Origin of the sequence: Sinorhizobium fredii USDA 257, from assembly GCF_000265205.3 — a bacterium.
Taxonomy (GTDB): domain Bacteria; phylum Pseudomonadota; class Alphaproteobacteria; order Rhizobiales; family Rhizobiaceae; genus Sinorhizobium; species Sinorhizobium fredii_B.
The window spans coordinates 4885519-4901691 of record NC_018000.1; the positions used below are offsets into that span (position 1 = coordinate 4885519).

A 16173-nucleotide genomic window follows, 5' to 3' on the forward strand; every position below is an offset into this window, starting at 1 on the left:
TGAGCGGCAACTCAAGGGCTGGCTGGGCAGGCGTCGGAATCGGGCGAGACGGACACGTCATCGCCTTGTTTAGGCCACATAAAAAACATGAGTAAAAAAGTCAATATAAATTTAGGGGCACCCGCGAGCACACTCTGTGCCGCGACCCAAGCTTCTCCTCAGTTTCAGCATAATTTGAAACAGGATTGCCTCTCGTGCGTTTCGCCACAACGGAAACGGGAAGACCTGCATGCGCGCTGTCGGAATGATTCTGGTGTCTGCCTTGGCGCTTTCCGGGGCGACGCTTCCAAAAAAAGGGCCGCTGCCCGTGGCGAGGCCCGCAAGTCAGGGCGAACAGCCGACGCCCACGCCGAAACCCGCACCGCAGAGTGGAGGTCAAGCGACCGACAAAGAAAAATCGGACGCCCAGCCCCGGCAAGCCTTACCGCCGGGCTGGAAAGACGATGCTCTCCGTCCCGGTGCGGCGGAAGCGATCCTTGAGATCGAAAAAGAGGACCCGAAAGCCTACGCCTCCTGCCTCGCCGCACTGAAGGACATTGGCAGCACCTTTGCGGAAACCGCCCGCGTCGATGACGGCAAGGGCTGCGGGATCGACAAGCCGATCGGGGTAAGTGCGGTATTGCCGGGCGTCACCCTCAAGCCGGAAGGCGTGATGCGCTGCGAAACGGCCCTGGCGCTCGCCCGCTGGGTAAAGGAGACCGCGACCCCGGCGGCAAAGGCCTCCTTCGGGCCCGACGTCCGCATCTCAGCCCTAAATCAGGCTTCGACCTATGTCTGTCGGCTACGGAACAATGCGAGCACCGGCAAGATTTCCGAACACGCGCGCGGCAACGCGGTGGACGTCGCCTCCTTCAGCCTCGCCGACGGCAAGACCATCGAGATCCAGCCGCGCGACGACGACGGCACCCTGACCGGCGCCTTCCAGCGCGCTGTGACGGCGTCCGCCTGTCTTTACTTCAGGACCGTGCTCGATCCGGGCAGCGATGCGGCGCATGAAGACCACCTGCATCTCGATGTCATCGAACGAAAGAACGGTTATCGCTACTGCCGCTAACCGCTTTAGCCGTCCTGCGCCGTCTCATATCCAAGCGCGACGAATTCGCCGGAGAAAAGACCGGCGACCTCACCCTCGGCCATGAGTTCCGCCGTCACTGTCAGACGCGCCCTGCCCCGCCGTTCGAGCAAACGCATGAAGCCTGGCCATTGATCAGCATCTTCGAGACTCGAACGGGCCGAGAAGGAACCGACCATCGGTCTCAGATAATCCATGCGGTTACTTTGGATCACCAGTCGGCTCGCGGCGCCGCTCGAGCGAAGCCGGACATGCAACAGCGACCAGGCGGCGAGAATCGAAAGTGCCGAAGCGCTCCCCCGAAAACCGTTTCGCGATGATTGATGTTCGGCGCCAGTGGTGCCTGAAGGAGGACATGTTCCCACTCCACCGACGCCACCTCCACCTGCATGGCAGCGGACAGAGGGATATGCGCATGAAGGTAGGCCTGCAATTCAGAAGACATCATTGTGATTCCAAGGTAGTGCGCCGGGGGCCAATCAAGCAAGCTCAGCACGAATTCTCTTTCGGATCGGCAAAGATGTCCGCTGACGATTGAACCTATCGCCAATCGATACGATCTATCAGCGGCACTGTCCGCAATCACCGCCTTAAGCGAGGAACAATTCCATGCCTTTGACAATGTATACGCTCTCCATCCCCGTCTTCGCGCGCGGCTTTTCCGCGCTCGGCGGGCTCCTCGACAAGGCCGAGGCTTTTGCCGTGGAATCGGGCACGCCGCTCGACGACTTCTTCAATGCGCGGCTCGCGCCGGACATGCTGCCGCTGTCAGGCCAGATCCAGCGGGCGAGCGACACCAGCAAGAACGCGATCGCCCGGCTGACGACGCTCGAAGTGCCGCGTTTTCCCGATGACGAGCAGAACTTCGCCGATCTGCGCAAGCGGATCGCCAAGACGGTGGCATTCTTCGACACGGTCACCCCGGAACACCTCGAGGGCAGTGAGAAGCGCGAAGTAACCCTCAGCTTCCCGAATCTGAAGGTGACCTTCAGCGGCGACGACTACCTCTTGAAGTTCGTGTTGCCGAATTTCTATTTCCATCTGACCACCGCCTACGACATCCTGCGCCACAGGGGCGTGCCAATTGGCAAGACGGACTATATCGTCGGGCTCGATTGACGACGGTGCGGTTGCTTCAGAACAAGCCCTCTATATAGCCCGCTTCGTTGAGGCGAATCTTCTCCGAGGAGGGTACCTTCGGCAGGCCCGGCATCGTCATGATCTCGCCCGTGATGACGACGACGAAGCCGGCGCCGGCCGCAAGGCGGACTTCGCGGATCGGCACCGCGTGGCCGCTCGGAGCGCCGCGCAGATTGGGGTCGGTGGAGAAGGAATATTGCGTCTTCGCCATGCAGATCGGCAGGTGCCTGTAACCCTGGTCTTCCCAGGTCCTGAGCTGATCGCGCACCACCTTGTCGGCAATGACCTCACTGGCGTGATAGATGTCCTTGGCGATCGCCTCGATCTTGTGGAAAAGCGGCATGTCGTCCGGATAAAGCGGCGAGAACTGTGAGTGTCCGGCATTGGCGAGATCGACGACCTTGTGCGCAAGTTCCTCGATGCCGGCCGACCCCTCGGCCCAGTGCCGGCAGAGGACGGCCTCGGAACCAAGCGTTCGGACATAGTCCTTGATCGCCTCCACCTCGGCCTCCGTATCGGACGTGAAGTGATTGATCGCGACAAGCACCGGCACGCCGAATTTCTTGACGTTCTGCACATGGCGCCCGAGATTCGCGCATCCCTTCCGAAGCGCCTCGAGGTTTTCTTTGCCGAGGTCATCCTTCTTCACGCCGCCATTCATCTTGATTGCCCGGACGGTAGCAACGACGACGGCGGCATCCGGCTTCAGGCCGGCCTTGCGGCACTTGATATCGAAGAATTTTTCGGCGCCGAGATCCGCGCCGAAACCGGCTTCGGTGACGACGTAATCGGCAAGCTTCAGCGCCGTCGTCGTCGCCACGACCGAATTGCAGCCATGCGCGATATTGGCGAAGGGCCCGCCATGAACGAAGGCCGGGTTGTTCTCGAGCGTCTGCACGAGATTCGGCTGCATCGCGTCCCTGAGCAGGACAGCCATCGCCCCGTCCGCCCTGATGTCCCGCGCGTAGACCGGGCTCTTGTCGCGCCGATAGCCGATGATGATATCGCCGAGACGCTTTTCCAGGTCCTTGATATCGGCGGCAAGGCACAGGATCGCCATGACCTCCGATGCGACGGTGATGTCGAACCCCGTCTCGCGCGGATACCCGTTCGCGACGCCGCCGAGCGACCCGATGATCTGGCGCAGTGCCCGGTCGTTCATGTCCATCACCCGCCGCCAGGCGATGCGGCGGATATCGATTGCCTGTTCGTTGCCCCAATAAATGTGATTGTCGATCAGGGCGGCGAGCAGGTTATGCGCCGAGGTGATGGCGTGGAAGTCACCGGTGAAATGAAGGTTGATGTCCTCCATCGGCACCACCTGGGCGTACCCGCCGCCGGCAGCACCCCCTTTGATGCCGAAGCAGGGGCCGAGCGAGGCTTCGCGGATGCAGACGATCGTCTTCTTGCCGATGCGATTGAGGCCGTCGCCGAGGCCCACCGTCGTCGTTGTCTTGCCCTCTCCGGCCGGCGTCGGGTTGATCGCCGTCACCAGGATCAGCCGGCCGTTTCTCTTCTCCTTCTGCGCCGCTATGAATTCGGCGCTCACCTTCGCCTTGTCATGGCCGTAAGGAAGCAGATGTTCCGGCGGAATGCCGAGCTTCGCGCCGATCTCCAGGATCGGTTTCTTCCGCGCTGCGCGCGCGATCTCGATATCGGACTTGACCTCCGGCATGCTGCTCCCCCTTCAAGCCCGCGCCTCGCCTCCTCCGCGAAATGCGCCGCTCTGTTTCTTTTTGCTTACGCTGACACGGCCGCCGTCAACGGGCAAGGATATCGCGCATCTCCACGAGGTTGGACCGCACGCGAAGAATATAGAAACCCATCGTCGCCAGATGCGTCGGCATGATCCAGCCGTCCTCGCGGCCGTTCGAGATGATGAGCGGCTGGATACCCAGCGCCGAGCGAAGCTGCTTCATCGTTTCCGTGTAGATCGGCGTCAGCCCGCGCTGCGCGACGACGTTCTGGAAATCCGCCCCGGCCGCCGAGAGGATGCCGTAATAGCCGTAGAGCTGGCCGAAGGCGAACCAGAAGCGGTCGTCGGCGCGGGTATCGAACCAGCCGCCATTGTGGAATTCCGAGCGCTCGCGAATGATCGCCGACGTGTTGCCGAGGTCATTGGCGATGCGGTCGAGGAACTCCACCATGTTATCGGACCGGCCGTCGAAGATCGCCTCGCACTTGCCGAGCGAAACATTGAATTTCCTGAGATCGCGCATGGCGGCGCGATAGAAGCTCGGGGTCGGGGTCTTCGGGCCGAAAGGATTGATGCCGAAATACCAGGTTTCCTCGTCGAACTGGATATTGCCGCGGGCGCTCTGCAGGTCGTTGTTGACGCCGGACGTGCCGCGCACGCGTCCGAGTGAGTCGACCAACTCAACGGTGGTGCGCCGGATTGCCTGGTTGATGCCGCGCTGGAACGACGCCTTGTTGTCGAGCCAGGGCGTGTCGTCCCAGTCGAGCCCGAACAACCCGAGCTTGTAGGCGATCATCGAGGAGATCCAGGCATTCTGATTGACGTTGAGGTCGATGAGATCGGCCGCCACGTCGACCACCGCCGAGGTCTGGCAGACGGTACCGGCCGGCAGTTGCGCCATGTCGAGCGCTTCGGTCGTCGATGCGTCCGAGGGGACGACGGCAGCCTGGCTCGTGGTCGGCGCGCTGCCGGATTGTCCCGTCGTGGCGCCGGGGCCGCTGATCGGCGAACCGGCCGGCACCTTGCGCTGGGAAAGCTTGTAACGGTCGACATAATCCGGATCGAAATTGGTCCAGGCCTGCGTTTGCCAGATGAAATAGCCGTAGAAGAAGATCAGGCCGAGCAGCACCAGACCGATCGGGCCCTTGATGATCCAGCTCCTTCCTCGATACCAGTTGGCGAGCGCCACGAATGGCCAGAGGAGCCAGGAAACCGCCAGGCCAATGCCGCGGCCGATCGCCGTGAACACACGCTGAAAAAACACAACGATCGGATCGAGCATGTCCTATTCCTCTTTGAGACCGTAGAGCTTGTGGCGGAAGCCGGCCTTGTCTTTCAGATATGTGCCCGTCAACGTCGCCACAACGTATTCGCGGAACTTTTCGCCGTAGCGCTCGTAGGCACCATAGAAGCCTTGCTTGTCGAACACGAAGCGCGAGACGAAGTCGCGCGGAACGAGCTGCGAGATGAGCTGGTTGACCAGCCATTTGTCCGGATGGTCGGGGGCTGCCCTGACCAGCAGGAAGCGGCTTTCCGGCGCGACCTCCTGCATCTTGATCGTGCCCGTCGCGGCGATCGCGCGCGACATTTCCTGAAGGAAGGGATAGCTCCCGTCGCGTGCGACGAGAGCGGCATTGCGATGGATCCAGGTCTGCAGCCAGATCCGGTCGGCATTGAGGAGATCCGCATCCGGTTCAGCCTCGTTGATCAGCCCGCGGATAGCCATGTCGGCCCGGTGCTGGAACAGCCCCGACTCCTGCACCCAGGAGGCCTGCGGCAGCTGCAGCCGGTTCGTCGTCGCCAGGAAATCGTAGATGCGCGCATGATCGGTTATGGCGATGTAGCTCACCTGCCATGGCCGCGAGCGGCGGAAGCCGGGCACCGAGGGATCGCAGATCACCGTCGTTGTCTTCTGGTCGAGGAAGACATAGACGCCGCCGAAGTGATTGGCCCAGAAGGCCTCGTGCCGGAACACCAGCTCCTCGGGAACCAGTGCATTCTGCCGAATGTCACCGGTCAGCTTGGCGAGTTCCACCATCCGCTTCAGCATGGTGTCGTCGGACCATGCGTTCGGCACCTTCTTCAGACGGTCGACGAGTTCCCGGAGCTCCGCCGCCCTGCCGAGCATGTCCTCGGCGGAGAGCACCCGGAAGCGTACCTCGTTGATCGACAGGAGATCGTCGATGTCCTCGACCACCGAGACCGAATCCTCGATCTCGCCGTAGAGCGCATCCTTGATGGTGACGGCGTTGATCGCGCGGCTGTTGGCATTGAAGAACTCATGCATCAGCGCCGCGGTGTTGGAAAAGCTCGTGTGGACGACCGGCAGTTCCGCCTGGGCGGGCGTCAGGACGATGAAACGCCGGTTGACCCGGTTCGGGTCGAGGTAGTCGCGGTCGCCCAATTCCTGCGCGATCTCCGGCGAGAAGCCGGTCATATCGATGCTGAAGCGCTCCAGCGCCGTCGGCTTCAGCCCGAAGCCTTCGAGCGCCTTATTGTAGCGCGCGACGAGGTGTGGCTCGGAAATGTCGAGCAGCCGTCCATAGATGAGTTCGGCTTCGAGAAGGCGTTTCATGCGGCAGTGTTCTCTTCGCTCATCCCTGCCACCGGCCGTCGCGCTTCATCGTCTCGATCTCGCGGATCGCCTTCTCGCGCTGGCGCTCGCGGCGGATGATGTCGGCAATGGCGGCGTCGTCCGATTTGTCGGTGTAGCGGAATTCGCTGTCGGCGTAACGGTTGATTTCCTGCAACGCCATGTCGAGGGTGATCGGGCCGCGCAGTTCCTCGATCATCGCCTTCTTCTCGTCGTAGGACTTGTGCATGAAGGAGGCCGCGTCCTTGAACCAGTCGTCCGGCAATTCGACGTCCATCGCCCGCATCTTGATCGCATCGGTGATGTTCCTGATCGCCCGGCCGGTGAAGCGCGGCTCCGCCTCCTTGATCATGTGCAGATAGGCGCCAACATCGGCGAGCGTGGCGATCTTGCCCTTCTCCTTCTCGTAGCGCTCCCAGACGGCGGCGAGCCCCTCCTCCTGCGGCTGCGCGTGCGCCGCATAGGATTGCGAAACGGCGCGCTTGATCTCCTGGCCGGCATAAAGCTCGTGCTGGCCGAGCGGGATCTTGTGGTTCTTGCCGACGAGCAGCGCGAAGATGTCGATGTAGTCGCCTTGCGTCTGCGGCCCGTCGACCAGCCAGCGCGCGCCGGCTCGCTGGCGCAGCGCATCGTCGACATTCTCCGGATAGTTCGAGAACATGCCGAAGGTGCAATTGCCGCGCACCACCGTCGAGGCGCCCGCAAAACTCTCCATCAGCACCGCCGTCACCTCGTGCTGGCCGGCCGAGGCGCGGTCGTCGGAGCGCTTCGCCGCCACCTGGTCGACGTCGTCGATCGTGCCGAAGCCGATCGCCCGCGGGTTGATGACGTTGTTGACGAACTCCTTGCAGTTCTGGCCGGATTTGCCCTGGTAGGAGGAGATCTGGTCGACGCCGAAATTCTCGTAGTGGAAAGCATAGCCGGCCACGCCGCAATAGTCGTGCAGGATGCCGGCAAGCATCTGGATCAATATCGTCTTGCCGGTGCCCGGCATGCCGTCGCCGATGAAGGTGAAGAGGAAGCCGCCAAGCTCGACAAACGGATTCATCTGCCGGTCGAAGTCGTAGGCCATCAGCATCTTGGCGAGTTTCAGCGCCTGATACTTGGCGATGTGATTGCCGATGATTTCGTCCGGCTTCTTGAAGGTCATGACCAAGGGCTTGCGCTTCTGCCCGGGCGCAACATCGAAGCCGTTCAGCGTGAAGTCATCCTGGTCGAGCCGGATGTGAATATTCTCGAAGTTCTGCAGCCCGGTGAAGCGCGCCTTGCGGGCGAGCAATCCCTCGATCGCGACGCGGGAGAAGGCACGGCTGCGTGCAGTCAAGGCCAGATCGTCCGGGGCGCCGGTGATGCTGCGATCGAGTGCGGCGATCATGCTCTTCAGCGCGTCCTGAGAGGTATCGAAGAGGAAATCCGGTTCGGCGGCATCGTCCACCGGCTCCCCCTCGCCCTGCAGCGTCGCGCCGAGATAGGCGGCAAGCGTGAAGGCGGCGATATAGGCGGCTGCTGAAAGCAGCGCCTTGAAATGGCTCGCCTCCTCGCCGGCAAGCGGGGTGCCGGCGTTGCGCGCCTGCAATTGTTCGAGGTTCGTCTGCCGCGCGAACACGTCAGAAACCGCCAGCGCCACCTGGATACCGCGCCGCGCGCGGTAGAGGACGCCATGCTGTGCCGGCGAAAGCAGAGGATCGGCGCCACGCACCGACTGGATGGTGCGGGCGAGTTCGACCTCGCGCGTCCGCCGCTGGCCGCCGGTCGAGACGGTCGAGACGAAGCGGCGGCCGGTGCCTGCAAGCGGCGTGCCCGCCGTGGCCTCGTCGCGCTCAAGAATGACAAGCTTGGTTACCAGGCTTTGCGCGACCGCCTGATGCTTGGCGATGTCATCCTCGTGCAGCGTCGTCAGGCCCGTATTCAGCGTCATCGCTCAAACCTCGCTCACCACCTGATTGCCGGAGATCACATGCACCTTGTAGTCGCCGAAAACCTGCGCCGCCTCGCCGGCCGCGTAGAGCGCCTGATAGGCGTCGTGCGGCACCAGCGCATGTTTCTCATAGGCGCTCACACCCATGCGCGCGGCTTCGAGATTGTCGGTATCGATATGAAATTCCTCCTGCGCCGGCGTCGAGGACCAGAAGCCGCGCTCCGCGGGCCGCTCGGCCTTGGAGAAGACCTCCTGCACCGTCCAGGTCAGGAGCCAGGCATTCTCCGTCTTGCGCACCTTCGAGAGGATGTCGTTGATCCGGGCATTGTTCTCGGTGATTCCGGCCGAATAGAACGGCCCGAGCACGATGCGCCTCAGCTGCTTCGGATGCAGTTCCGGAAAATCCTTGTCGAGATTGGTGGCGATCGTCACCGGCGTCAGCGAATAGGCGCTGTTCTTCGAGGCGAAGTCGTCGAAACGGCTGGCCAGTTCCGGATTGAGCAGCCCGCCGATCGGCAATGGGATATCGATCTCCGGGTTGAGCTTGCCGTCTTTGGTCACCAGCATCTCGACGACATTCTCCGAGGAATCCTCGACCGTCGCCATGTAGATCATCGGAAGCGTCTGCGTGCCGTCGAAGGCGCCCCAGGCGACGACGTAATAGGGCCGCATCGTCTTCGGATTGACGGCAACCCGGATCGTCTCCGGCAGGATGAACGGGGAGAATATCTCACCCTTGCCGATCTGCTCGAGATAGAGCCGCTCTGCCGTGCGGGCCTGCAGCGCCTCCGGAAACGCCTTCTGCCGCAGGATGAAATCGACCATCTCCTCCCGCAGCGCATCGGCGGATGGGATGCTCGCCAGCCGCTTCTCCGCGCTCTGCCGGTCGTTTTCGAGCTCCAACACATTCTGGAAGACCGGAAATCCGCTCTCGGCGCGCGAGATCCGGAAGTGCTCGACGAAGCCGATGCGGTTTTCCCAACAGGCAACCGATGCCTTCAGCCGCGCCAGATAGGGAACGATGACTTCGCCGACGACCGTGTTGCGATAAAGCGGCGAATTGCGATCGCCGAGAAACAGTTCGAGCCCGGCCAGAGCGGACCGGATCGAGGTGAAATATTGCCTGACGGCAGGAGATACGCCGGTATTCATCAATATCCCTCCGGCAATTGCCGAAAGGCGGTCGGAAAGCTGGTCATTGCCGCTTTGCCGATCACTGCTTCACGTAGTTTGCGGCATTGTGCTTGTCCATCACCGTCTGGAAGCGACGGGCGAAGGCGTCGTCGGCCAGTTTCTTGCGCCGCTGGATATCCTGCGTCGCGAGCATGTTCTTTTCATGCATTTCGAGCAGGTCGCCAATATGGCGCTGGGCGGCGGCGCCAATTCCAGCCATCGTCTCCTCGGCGGCGGTGTCGACCTGGCTGCCGAGCGTGTTGATCTTGTGCGCCACATCCTGCTGCGCCGCCGTCTTCAACGAATCCTCGAGCGACTTGTAGAGCACGATGCGCTGTTCCGTATCGATCGCCAGCTTGTTGATCAGCGTGTTCTGCGCGGCGATCTGGTTGTTGAGCGAATCGACAAAGGTCTGGAACATCGCGGTGTAGCGCTCGAGCGTCTGGCTCTCGGCGAGCAGTTCCTGTTCCTTGGCCTGCTTCTCGTTGTATTCAGTGGCGAGCCGCGAGCGCTCGGCCTCGAGGTCGGTGCGGGTCGTCTGATCCGTGGAAGCCGCGATCCGGTTCTCGATGTCGAGCAGCAGCGGATTGAGCTCCTCGATCCGCTTCTGGGTCTCCACGAGCGCGGCCATCGTGCCCTTGCGGCGCTCGATCACCTGGATGAGGCTCTGCTCGGAAGTCTTGTAGCGCTGGTCGAGGATCGCCTTCTGCTCCTTGAGGATACCGACGATGGTGTCGGACTTGACGAGCAGTTCCTGGAGGTTGCCGGCGAGCGACATGTTGCGCACCCGGTCGGTGCGCAGGCGCTGCATCGACTGCTTGGAGAAGATGCCGATGAACTTCTCGTAGCCGGTATAGCTCTTCATGCTCTCGAATTCGGCACCGAAGACGTTTGTCGCGTCTTCCAGCCCGATAATCAGATCGGCGATATTGGCTTCCATCGCCTTCTGCTGCTTGAGGACGTCCTGGATGCGGGCGTTCTCGATATCGAAATTGACGTCGCCGAGCTTGGTGTCAGCCTTGGCGAACTGCTCGAGGACGACGCCGGACTGCTCGAGCTTGCCGCGCATCTCGTCAACGACGCTGCGCGTCTTCGCGATCTCGGCGTCAAAGTTCTGAAGAGTCGCCATTTCCTTATCCCCTCCGTCCATCCGGGCAGCCGTGGCCGCGAACCGAATTGTTCAGCCCTTAATTGCACTTATATAAAGGGTGTTTAGCAAGTCAGGACAAGAGACGCCGACCGGGTTTTTTCGGCCGACAGGCGAGATCGGGCGGCTCTTGCATGGTCCGGCAGCGGGATTTTCGATTCATGGCGCTTGCAACGAATGCATTGAGACGGTCGTCAGTCGTCGCGCATTTTGTCTTCCCAATGGCGGCGGCAGTAGGAGACGTATTTCTCGTTGCCCCCGACAGCGACCTGCGCCCCCTCGCGCACGACATTGCCGGCGCCGTCGAGGCGCACGACCATCGTCGCCTTGCGTCCGCAATGGCAGATCGTCCTGACCTCGCGCAATTCGTCGGCAATCGCAAGCAGGGCCATGGAGCCCGGAAAGAGCTTCCCTTGAAAATCCGTTCTCAAGCCATAGGCCATGACCGGAATCCCAAGGCGGTCGGCGATGCGCGCAAGCTGCCAGACCTGGTCCTCGCCGAGGAATTGCGCCTCGTCGACGAAAACGCAGGCGACCTTTCCGGACCCGTCGCCGTTCAGGCGGTCGATGAGGGCGTAGAGATCGTCGCCCCGCAGGAATGGAATCGCCTCCGACTGCAAGCCGATGCGCGATGCGATGTACCCGACCCCGGCACGGTCGTCGAAAGCGGCGATCAGCATCACGACGCGCAGGCCCCGCTCCTGATAGTTGTAGGAGGCCTGCAGGAGCAGCGTGCTCTTGCCGGCATTCATCGTCGCATAGCTGAAATAGAGCTTTGCCATAGTCGCGGGTCCCAGACATCGTGTTGCCGCTAAATGACCGGGCTTGCACGCGATGGCCAGAGCATGCCGGCGCCACCCACAGATTTTCGCCCTCGCCGAAATTGGTCCGGCCCGCGTCGCGCGTGAGCCTATCGCTGTTTTTGGAGCGCCATTTCGCAGGCATTGCGACATTCAGCGTCGTTTTGTGCATCCCCTTAATGGAATGAGACAATACACTTCCCTCGACGCCAAGGCCTTGAATTCGGGGCGCATTGGTGTTTGGCTAAAAAAAGAACACAGGCAGGGGAACGATAACGATGACAAGGACATTCTCGCTCAAATTCATGCTGGCGGGTGCCATCTGCATGGCGGCCTTGACCGCCGGCAATGCGGCCGCGGCTGAGGCGGAAAGCTGCGGCACTGTCCGCTTCTCCGACGTCGGCTGGACGGACATCACCGCAACGACGGCGACGGCAACCACCCTTCTCAAGGCGCTCGGCTATGAGACGGACGTCAAGGTGCTTTCGGTCCCCGTTACCTACACGTCCTTGAAGAACAAGGATATCGACGTCTTCCTCGGCAACTGGATGCCGACGATGGAAGCCGACATCAAGCCGTACCGCGAAGACAAGTCGGTCGAGACCGTCCGCCAGAATCTCGAAGGCGCCAAATACACGCTGGCGACCAACGCCAAGGGTGCTGAACTTGGCATCAAGGACTTCAAGGACATCGCCGCCCACAAGGATGCGCTCGAGGGCAAGATCTATGGCATCGAGCCTGGCAATGACGGCAACCGCCTGATCATCGACATGGTCGAGAAGGGTACGTTCGATCTCAAGGGCTTCGAGGTCGTCGAATCCTCCGAGCAGGGCATGCTGGCGCAGGTGGCACGCGCCGAGAAGGATGGCGAACCGATCGTCTTCCTCGGCTGGGAGCCGCATCCGATGAACGCCAACTTCAAGCTCACCTATCTCTCCGGTGGCGATGATATCTTCGGCCCGAACTTCGGCGGCGCCACCGTGCACACCAACGTGCGTGCCGGCTACACGACCGAATGCCCGAATGTCGGCGCCTTGCTCAAGAACATGAACTTTTCGCTCCAGATGGAGAACGAGATCATGGGCAAGATCCTGAACGACGGCGAAGATCCGGAAAAGGCCGCTGCCGCCTGGCTCAAGGACAACCCCTCTGCCATCGAGCCGTGGCTTGCCGGCGTGACCACGAAGGATGGTAGCGACGGACTGGCTGCGGTGAAGTCCGCGCTCGGTCTCTGATTGCCGTAGCGCCGCGCGTTCATCGAGACGCGCAAAGATCGCTGCGGCACTTCGAATTGCTGCGTGCTTCCATCCCGAATCGGCACTGATTCAAGGAACATGCGGTCGGGCGGGGAAACTCCCCGCCTTTCCCACCGCTTCATGCGATCCAGTGTTTGACCCTGACAAGAGGGATCCAGTTCGTGGAATTTCTGACTGAAAATCGCATCCCGGTTGGCGGCTGGGCCAAGGCGTTCGTCGATTGGCTGACAACGAATTTCGAGCTGTTCTTCGACCAGCTCGCAAATCTGCTCTCGGGGATTATCTCCGTTCTGCTCTACATTCTCCAGACGCCGCACCCGCTTATCGTCATCGCGATCGTGACCGCCCTTGCGTGGTGGTTCCGCCGTTCGATCGGCATCGCCGCCTTCACCTGTCTTGGGCTGCTCTTGATTGTCAATCAGGGCTACTGGCAGGAAACCACGGAGACGCTGGCACTGGTGCTCGCGGCGAGCTTCGTCAGCATGGCCGTCGGCGTGCCCCTCGGCATAGTGGCTGCGCGGCGTGCCTGGGTTTACTCGATCATGCGCCCGATTCTCGATCTGATGCAGACGATCCCGACCTTCGTCTATCTCATTCCGGCGCTGATCCTTTTCGGTCTCGGCATGGTGCCCGGTCTGATCGCCACCGTCATTTTTGCTATCCCCGCGCCGATTCGCCTGACGCGTCTCGGCATCATCTCGACGCCGCCGTCGCTGGTCGAGGCGGCCGAATCCTTCGGCGCTACGCCATGGCAGGTGCTGCGCAAGGTGGAGATTCCCTTCGCCATGCCGCAGATCATGGCCGGGCTGACGCAGACCATCATGCTGTCGCTGTCGATGGTGGTCATCGCCGCGCTCGTCGGTGCCGACGGCCTCGGGGTGCCCGTCCTTCGGGCGCTGAACACGGTGAATATCGCCAGGGGGTTCGAGTCCGGGCTCTGTATCGTCATCCTCGCCATCGTCCTTGACCGTCTTTTCCGCTCGTCCGATGAAGGAGAAGGCGCATGACCGAAGCCGTCCTTTTCAAGAATGTCGATATCATCTTCGGCAAGAACCCCCAGCCTGCCCTGCAGATGGTCGACCAGGGCAAGACCCGCGACGAGATCGGCGCGGCCACGGGCCACGTGCTCGGCGTTGCCGGTGCCTCGCTGGCGATCCACGAAGGCGAGATCCTCGTGCTGATGGGCCTGTCCGGCTCCGGCAAGTCGACGCTGCTCCGAGCCGTCAATGGCCTGGCCCCGGTCGTGCGCGGCGAGGTCGAGGTAAAGACCCCGGGCGGATCGCTGAACCCATATCGGTGCAATGCCAAGGCCTTGCGCGACTTCCGCATGCACATTGTGTCGATGGTCTTCCAGCAATTCGCCCTGCTTCCCTGGCGCACGGTGGCCGACAATGTCGGCTTCGGCCTCGAACTGGCCGGCGTTGCCGACGCCGAGCGAAAGAAGCGCGTCGGCGAGCAGCTTGAACTCGTCAATCTGGCCAAATGGGCAGACCGCAAGGTGAACGAGCTTTCGGGCGGCATGCAGCAGCGCGTCGGCCTGGCGCGGGCTTTCGCCACCGGCGCCCCCATCCTGTTGATGGACGAGCCGTTCTCGGCCCTCGACCCGCTGATCCGCACGCGCCTGCAGGACGAGTTGCTCGAGTTCCAGCGGCGGCTGAAGAAGACGATCATCTTCGTCAGCCACGACCTCGACGAGGCCTTCCGCATCGGCAATCGCATCGCCATCATGGAGGGTGGCCGGATCATCCAGTGCGGCACGCCGCAAGAGATCGTCAAGAACCCCGCCAATCAGTACGTGGCCGACTTCGTCCAGCATATGAACCCGATCACCATGCTGACGGCGAAAGACGTGATGCAGACCGGCGTCGAGCGGACCGCTGCCAATACCGGCGTGACGGCAACGGCCAAACCCTCGACGCCGCTGGTCGACATCCTCGACGCCATGTCCCGCCAGCCGGGCAGCATCGGCGTCGTCGATAACGGCGCGGTGGTCGGGACCATCGACGCGCAGAACATCGTCGAAGGCCTGACGCGCCACCGCAGCAAAGATTGACGCGAGAAACCGAGCGGTTCAAAAGAAGCCTGGAGCAGCCGCTCCGGGCTTTTTTGATACGGCTTGCGGCGAGGAACGCATCATGAGCGACAAACCGAATGTCTTGCGTGACACCGACGACGACGCGCGCAAGCTTGCCCGCGTGTTGCTTCGATCGGCACGCAGCGGCGCGCTCGCAGTGCTCGAGCCTGAAGGCAATGGCTTCCCCTTCGTCAGCCGTGCGTTGATCGGCATCGACATCGACGGAACGCCGGTCATCCTCGTCTCGCGGCTTTCGACCCATACCCAGGCGCTGCTTGCCGACCGGCGCGCATCTCTGCTGACGGGTGAGCCCGGCAAGGGCGATCCCCTCGCCCATCCGCGCCTCACCGTCCAATGCGAGGCCGAGGAGGTTCAGCGCGACAGCGCCGCGCATGGCCGCATCCGCGAACGTTTTCTCGCCGCCATCCCAAGGCTCGGCTCTATGTGGATTTTCCGGATTTCGGCTTTTTCCGCCTGGTGCCGCTGCGCGCCAGCCTCAATGGCGGCTTCGGCCGCGCCTATGCGATGACCCACGAGGATCTCGCCATCGCTTCGCCCGCGATCGCCGCGCTCGCCGAGATGGAGGGCAGCGCCATCGAACATATGAATGCCGATCACCGAGACGCTGTGAAGCATTATGCGACAGTCCACTGCCGTGCGGGGGACGGCGACTGGAGGATCGTCGGAATCGATGCGGCCGGTCTCGACCTTTCCGACGGGGAAAGATTGCGACGTCTCGAATTTGAGGCGCCTATCGAAGACACGGTGCAGTTGCGGACAATTTTGAAAAAACTTAACGGTTAATCGGCACTTAGCTACCCCCAATTCTTGCAGTGGGTGGTTGCCCTTTTATGCATCACGGCTAATTATCGTGCTTCGTAAAACATAACTACGTGTGATGTAATTCTCGCATGGAGCACGCAATGCAGCCTCTTTCGCCTGAAAAACATGAGGAAGCCGAAATAGCAGCCGGTTTCCTCTCGGCCATGGCAAATCCAAAACGCCTGCTCATTCTCGACTCTCTGGTCAAGGAAGAAATGGCGGTAGGCGCATTGGCCAACAAGGTCGGGCTGAGCCAGTCGGCTCTTTCCCAGCACCTCTCGAAGTTGCGTGCCCAGAATCTGGTTAGCACCCGTCGCGACGCGCAGACGATCTACTATTCGAGTTCGTCGGATGCCGTCATGAAGATTTTGGGCGCACTCTCGGAGATTTACGGCGCGGCCACGAGCGTCGTGATAGAAAAGCCCCTCGTGCGCAAGTCGGCCTGACTCCCAAGACGCCGACAAGAGCTGCAAGTCCAAAGC

Annotated in this window: 13 protein-coding genes and 2 pseudogenes; 7 read left to right on the forward strand and 8 right to left on the reverse strand. The window is 61.8% G+C overall.

The genetic code is table 11. The annotated features are described in order from the left end of the window. Positions 1-229: 229 nt before the first annotated feature. Positions 230-1054, forward strand: a complete 825-nt coding sequence (locus USDA257_RS22935) for an extensin-like domain-containing protein (RefSeq protein WP_014765378.1) — start codon at positions 230-232, stop codon at positions 1052-1054. A 5-nt stretch (positions 1055-1059) separates the two neighbouring features. Here USDA257_RS22935 and USDA257_RS22940 read toward each other — a convergent pair. Next, positions 1060-1520: pseudogene (locus USDA257_RS22940) on the reverse strand (YiiD C-terminal domain-containing protein). Between the two features lie 161 nt (positions 1521-1681). Here USDA257_RS22940 and USDA257_RS22945 point away from each other — a divergent pair. After that, a complete protein-coding gene (locus USDA257_RS22945; protein ID WP_014765380.1) occupies positions 1682-2191 on the forward strand; it encodes a DUF1993 domain-containing protein in 510 nt (169 codons plus the stop codon). Between the two features lie 16 nt (positions 2192-2207). On the opposite strand, the gene USDA257_RS22950 is transcribed toward USDA257_RS22945, so the two are convergent. The 7 genes from USDA257_RS22950 to USDA257_RS22980 all read right to left on the reverse strand — a co-directional run bounded on the left by USDA257_RS22950 (position 2208) and on the right by USDA257_RS22980 (position 11521). Continuing rightward, positions 2208-3887 carry a formate--tetrahydrofolate ligase gene (locus tag USDA257_RS22950; protein ID WP_014765381.1) on the reverse strand — a complete coding sequence of 560 codons (1680 nt, stop codon included), beginning with the start codon at positions 3885-3887 and terminating at the stop codon, positions 2208-2210. Positions 3888-3972: 85 nt separating this feature from the next. Further along, entirely contained in the window at positions 3973-5190 is a 1218-nt protein-coding gene (locus USDA257_RS22955; RefSeq protein ID WP_014765382.1) for a DUF2333 family protein, read from the reverse strand. Between the two features lie 3 nt (positions 5191-5193). Next, complete coding sequence (locus USDA257_RS22960; protein ID WP_014765383.1) at positions 5194-6483, reverse strand: DUF6638 family protein; 1290 nt, start codon at positions 6481-6483, stop codon at positions 5194-5196. A 19-nt stretch (positions 6484-6502) separates the two neighbouring features. Beyond that, entirely contained in the window at positions 6503-8419 is a 1917-nt protein-coding gene (locus USDA257_RS22965) for an AAA family ATPase (RefSeq protein WP_014765384.1), read from the reverse strand. Positions 8420-8422: 3 nt separating this feature from the next. Then, on the reverse strand, positions 8423-9571 hold the full coding sequence (locus USDA257_RS22970) for a hypothetical protein (protein WP_014765385.1): 1149 nt from the start codon (positions 9569-9571) through the stop codon (positions 8423-8425). Positions 9572-9632: 61 nt separating this feature from the next. Beyond that, positions 9633-10721, reverse strand: coding sequence for a hypothetical protein (locus USDA257_RS22975; protein ID WP_014765386.1), 1089 nt, complete (start codon positions 10719-10721; stop codon positions 9633-9635). Positions 10722-10933: 212 nt separating this feature from the next. Continuing rightward, positions 10934-11521, reverse strand: a complete 588-nt coding sequence (locus tag USDA257_RS22980; protein ID WP_014765387.1) for a thymidine kinase — start codon at positions 11519-11521, stop codon at positions 10934-10936. A gap of 296 nt (positions 11522-11817) precedes the next feature. Between USDA257_RS22980 and USDA257_RS22985 the strand changes: the two genes are divergently transcribed. The 5 genes and pseudogenes from USDA257_RS22985 (at position 11818) to USDA257_RS23005 (ending at position 16137) form a co-directional block, all read left to right on the forward strand. Beyond that, entirely contained in the window at positions 11818-12774 is a 957-nt protein-coding gene (locus tag USDA257_RS22985) for a choline ABC transporter substrate-binding protein (RefSeq protein ID WP_014765388.1), read from the forward strand. 182 nt (positions 12775-12956) lie between these two features. After that, positions 12957-13802, forward strand: coding sequence for a choline ABC transporter permease subunit (gene choW / locus USDA257_RS22990; protein WP_014765389.1), 846 nt, complete (start codon positions 12957-12959; stop codon positions 13800-13802). After that, a complete protein-coding gene (gene choV / locus USDA257_RS22995) occupies positions 13799-14848 on the forward strand; it encodes a choline ABC transporter ATP-binding protein (protein WP_014765390.1) in 1050 nt (349 codons plus the stop codon). The genes choW and choV overlap by 4 nt, the downstream gene beginning before the upstream one ends. An 82-nt stretch (positions 14849-14930) precedes the next feature. Next, positions 14931-15673: pseudogene (locus tag USDA257_RS23000) on the forward strand (HugZ family pyridoxamine 5'-phosphate oxidase). 119 nt (positions 15674-15792) lie between these two features. After that, the gene (locus USDA257_RS23005) at positions 15793-16137 is read left to right on the forward strand and encodes an ArsR/SmtB family transcription factor (protein ID WP_014765392.1); all 345 of its coding nucleotides are present in this window, start codon (positions 15793-15795) and stop codon (positions 16135-16137) included. Positions 16138-16173 lie beyond the last annotated feature (36 nt).

Excerpts from the sequence above, each read along its gene's own strand:
- USDA257_RS22935 (WP_014765378.1), top strand. The coding sequence starts at position 230 with ATGCGCGCTGTCGGAATGATTCTGGTGTCTGCCTTGGCGCTTTCCGGG.
- USDA257_RS22980 (WP_014765387.1), bottom strand. The coding sequence starts at position 11,521 with ATGGCAAAGCTCTATTTCAGCTATGCGACGATGAATGCCGGCAAGAGC.
- USDA257_RS22960 (WP_014765383.1), bottom strand. The coding sequence starts at position 6,483 with ATGAAACGCCTTCTCGAAGCCGAACTCATCTATGGACGGCTGCTCGAC.
- USDA257_RS22955 (WP_014765382.1), bottom strand. The coding sequence starts at position 5,190 with ATGCTCGATCCGATCGTTGTGTTTTTTCAGCGTGTGTTCACGGCGATC.
- USDA257_RS22945 (WP_014765380.1), top strand. The coding sequence starts at position 1,682 with ATGCCTTTGACAATGTATACGCTCTCCATCCCCGTCTTCGCGCGCGGC.
- USDA257_RS22975 (WP_014765386.1), bottom strand. The coding sequence starts at position 10,721 with ATGGCGACTCTTCAGAACTTTGACGCCGAGATCGCGAAGACGCGCAGC.
- USDA257_RS22985 (WP_014765388.1), top strand. The coding sequence starts at position 11,818 with ATGACAAGGACATTCTCGCTCAAATTCATGCTGGCGGGTGCCATCTGC.
- USDA257_RS23005 (WP_014765392.1), top strand. The coding sequence starts at position 15,793 with ATGCAGCCTCTTTCGCCTGAAAAACATGAGGAAGCCGAAATAGCAGCC.
- choV (WP_014765390.1), top strand. The coding sequence starts at position 13,799 with ATGACCGAAGCCGTCCTTTTCAAGAATGTCGATATCATCTTCGGCAAG.
- USDA257_RS22965 (WP_014765384.1), bottom strand. The coding sequence starts at position 8,419 with ATGACGCTGAATACGGGCCTGACGACGCTGCACGAGGATGACATCGCC.
- USDA257_RS22970 (WP_014765385.1), bottom strand. The coding sequence starts at position 9,571 with ATGAATACCGGCGTATCTCCTGCCGTCAGGCAATATTTCACCTCGATC.
- USDA257_RS22950 (WP_014765381.1), bottom strand. The coding sequence starts at position 3,887 with ATGCCGGAGGTCAAGTCCGATATCGAGATCGCGCGCGCAGCGCGGAAG.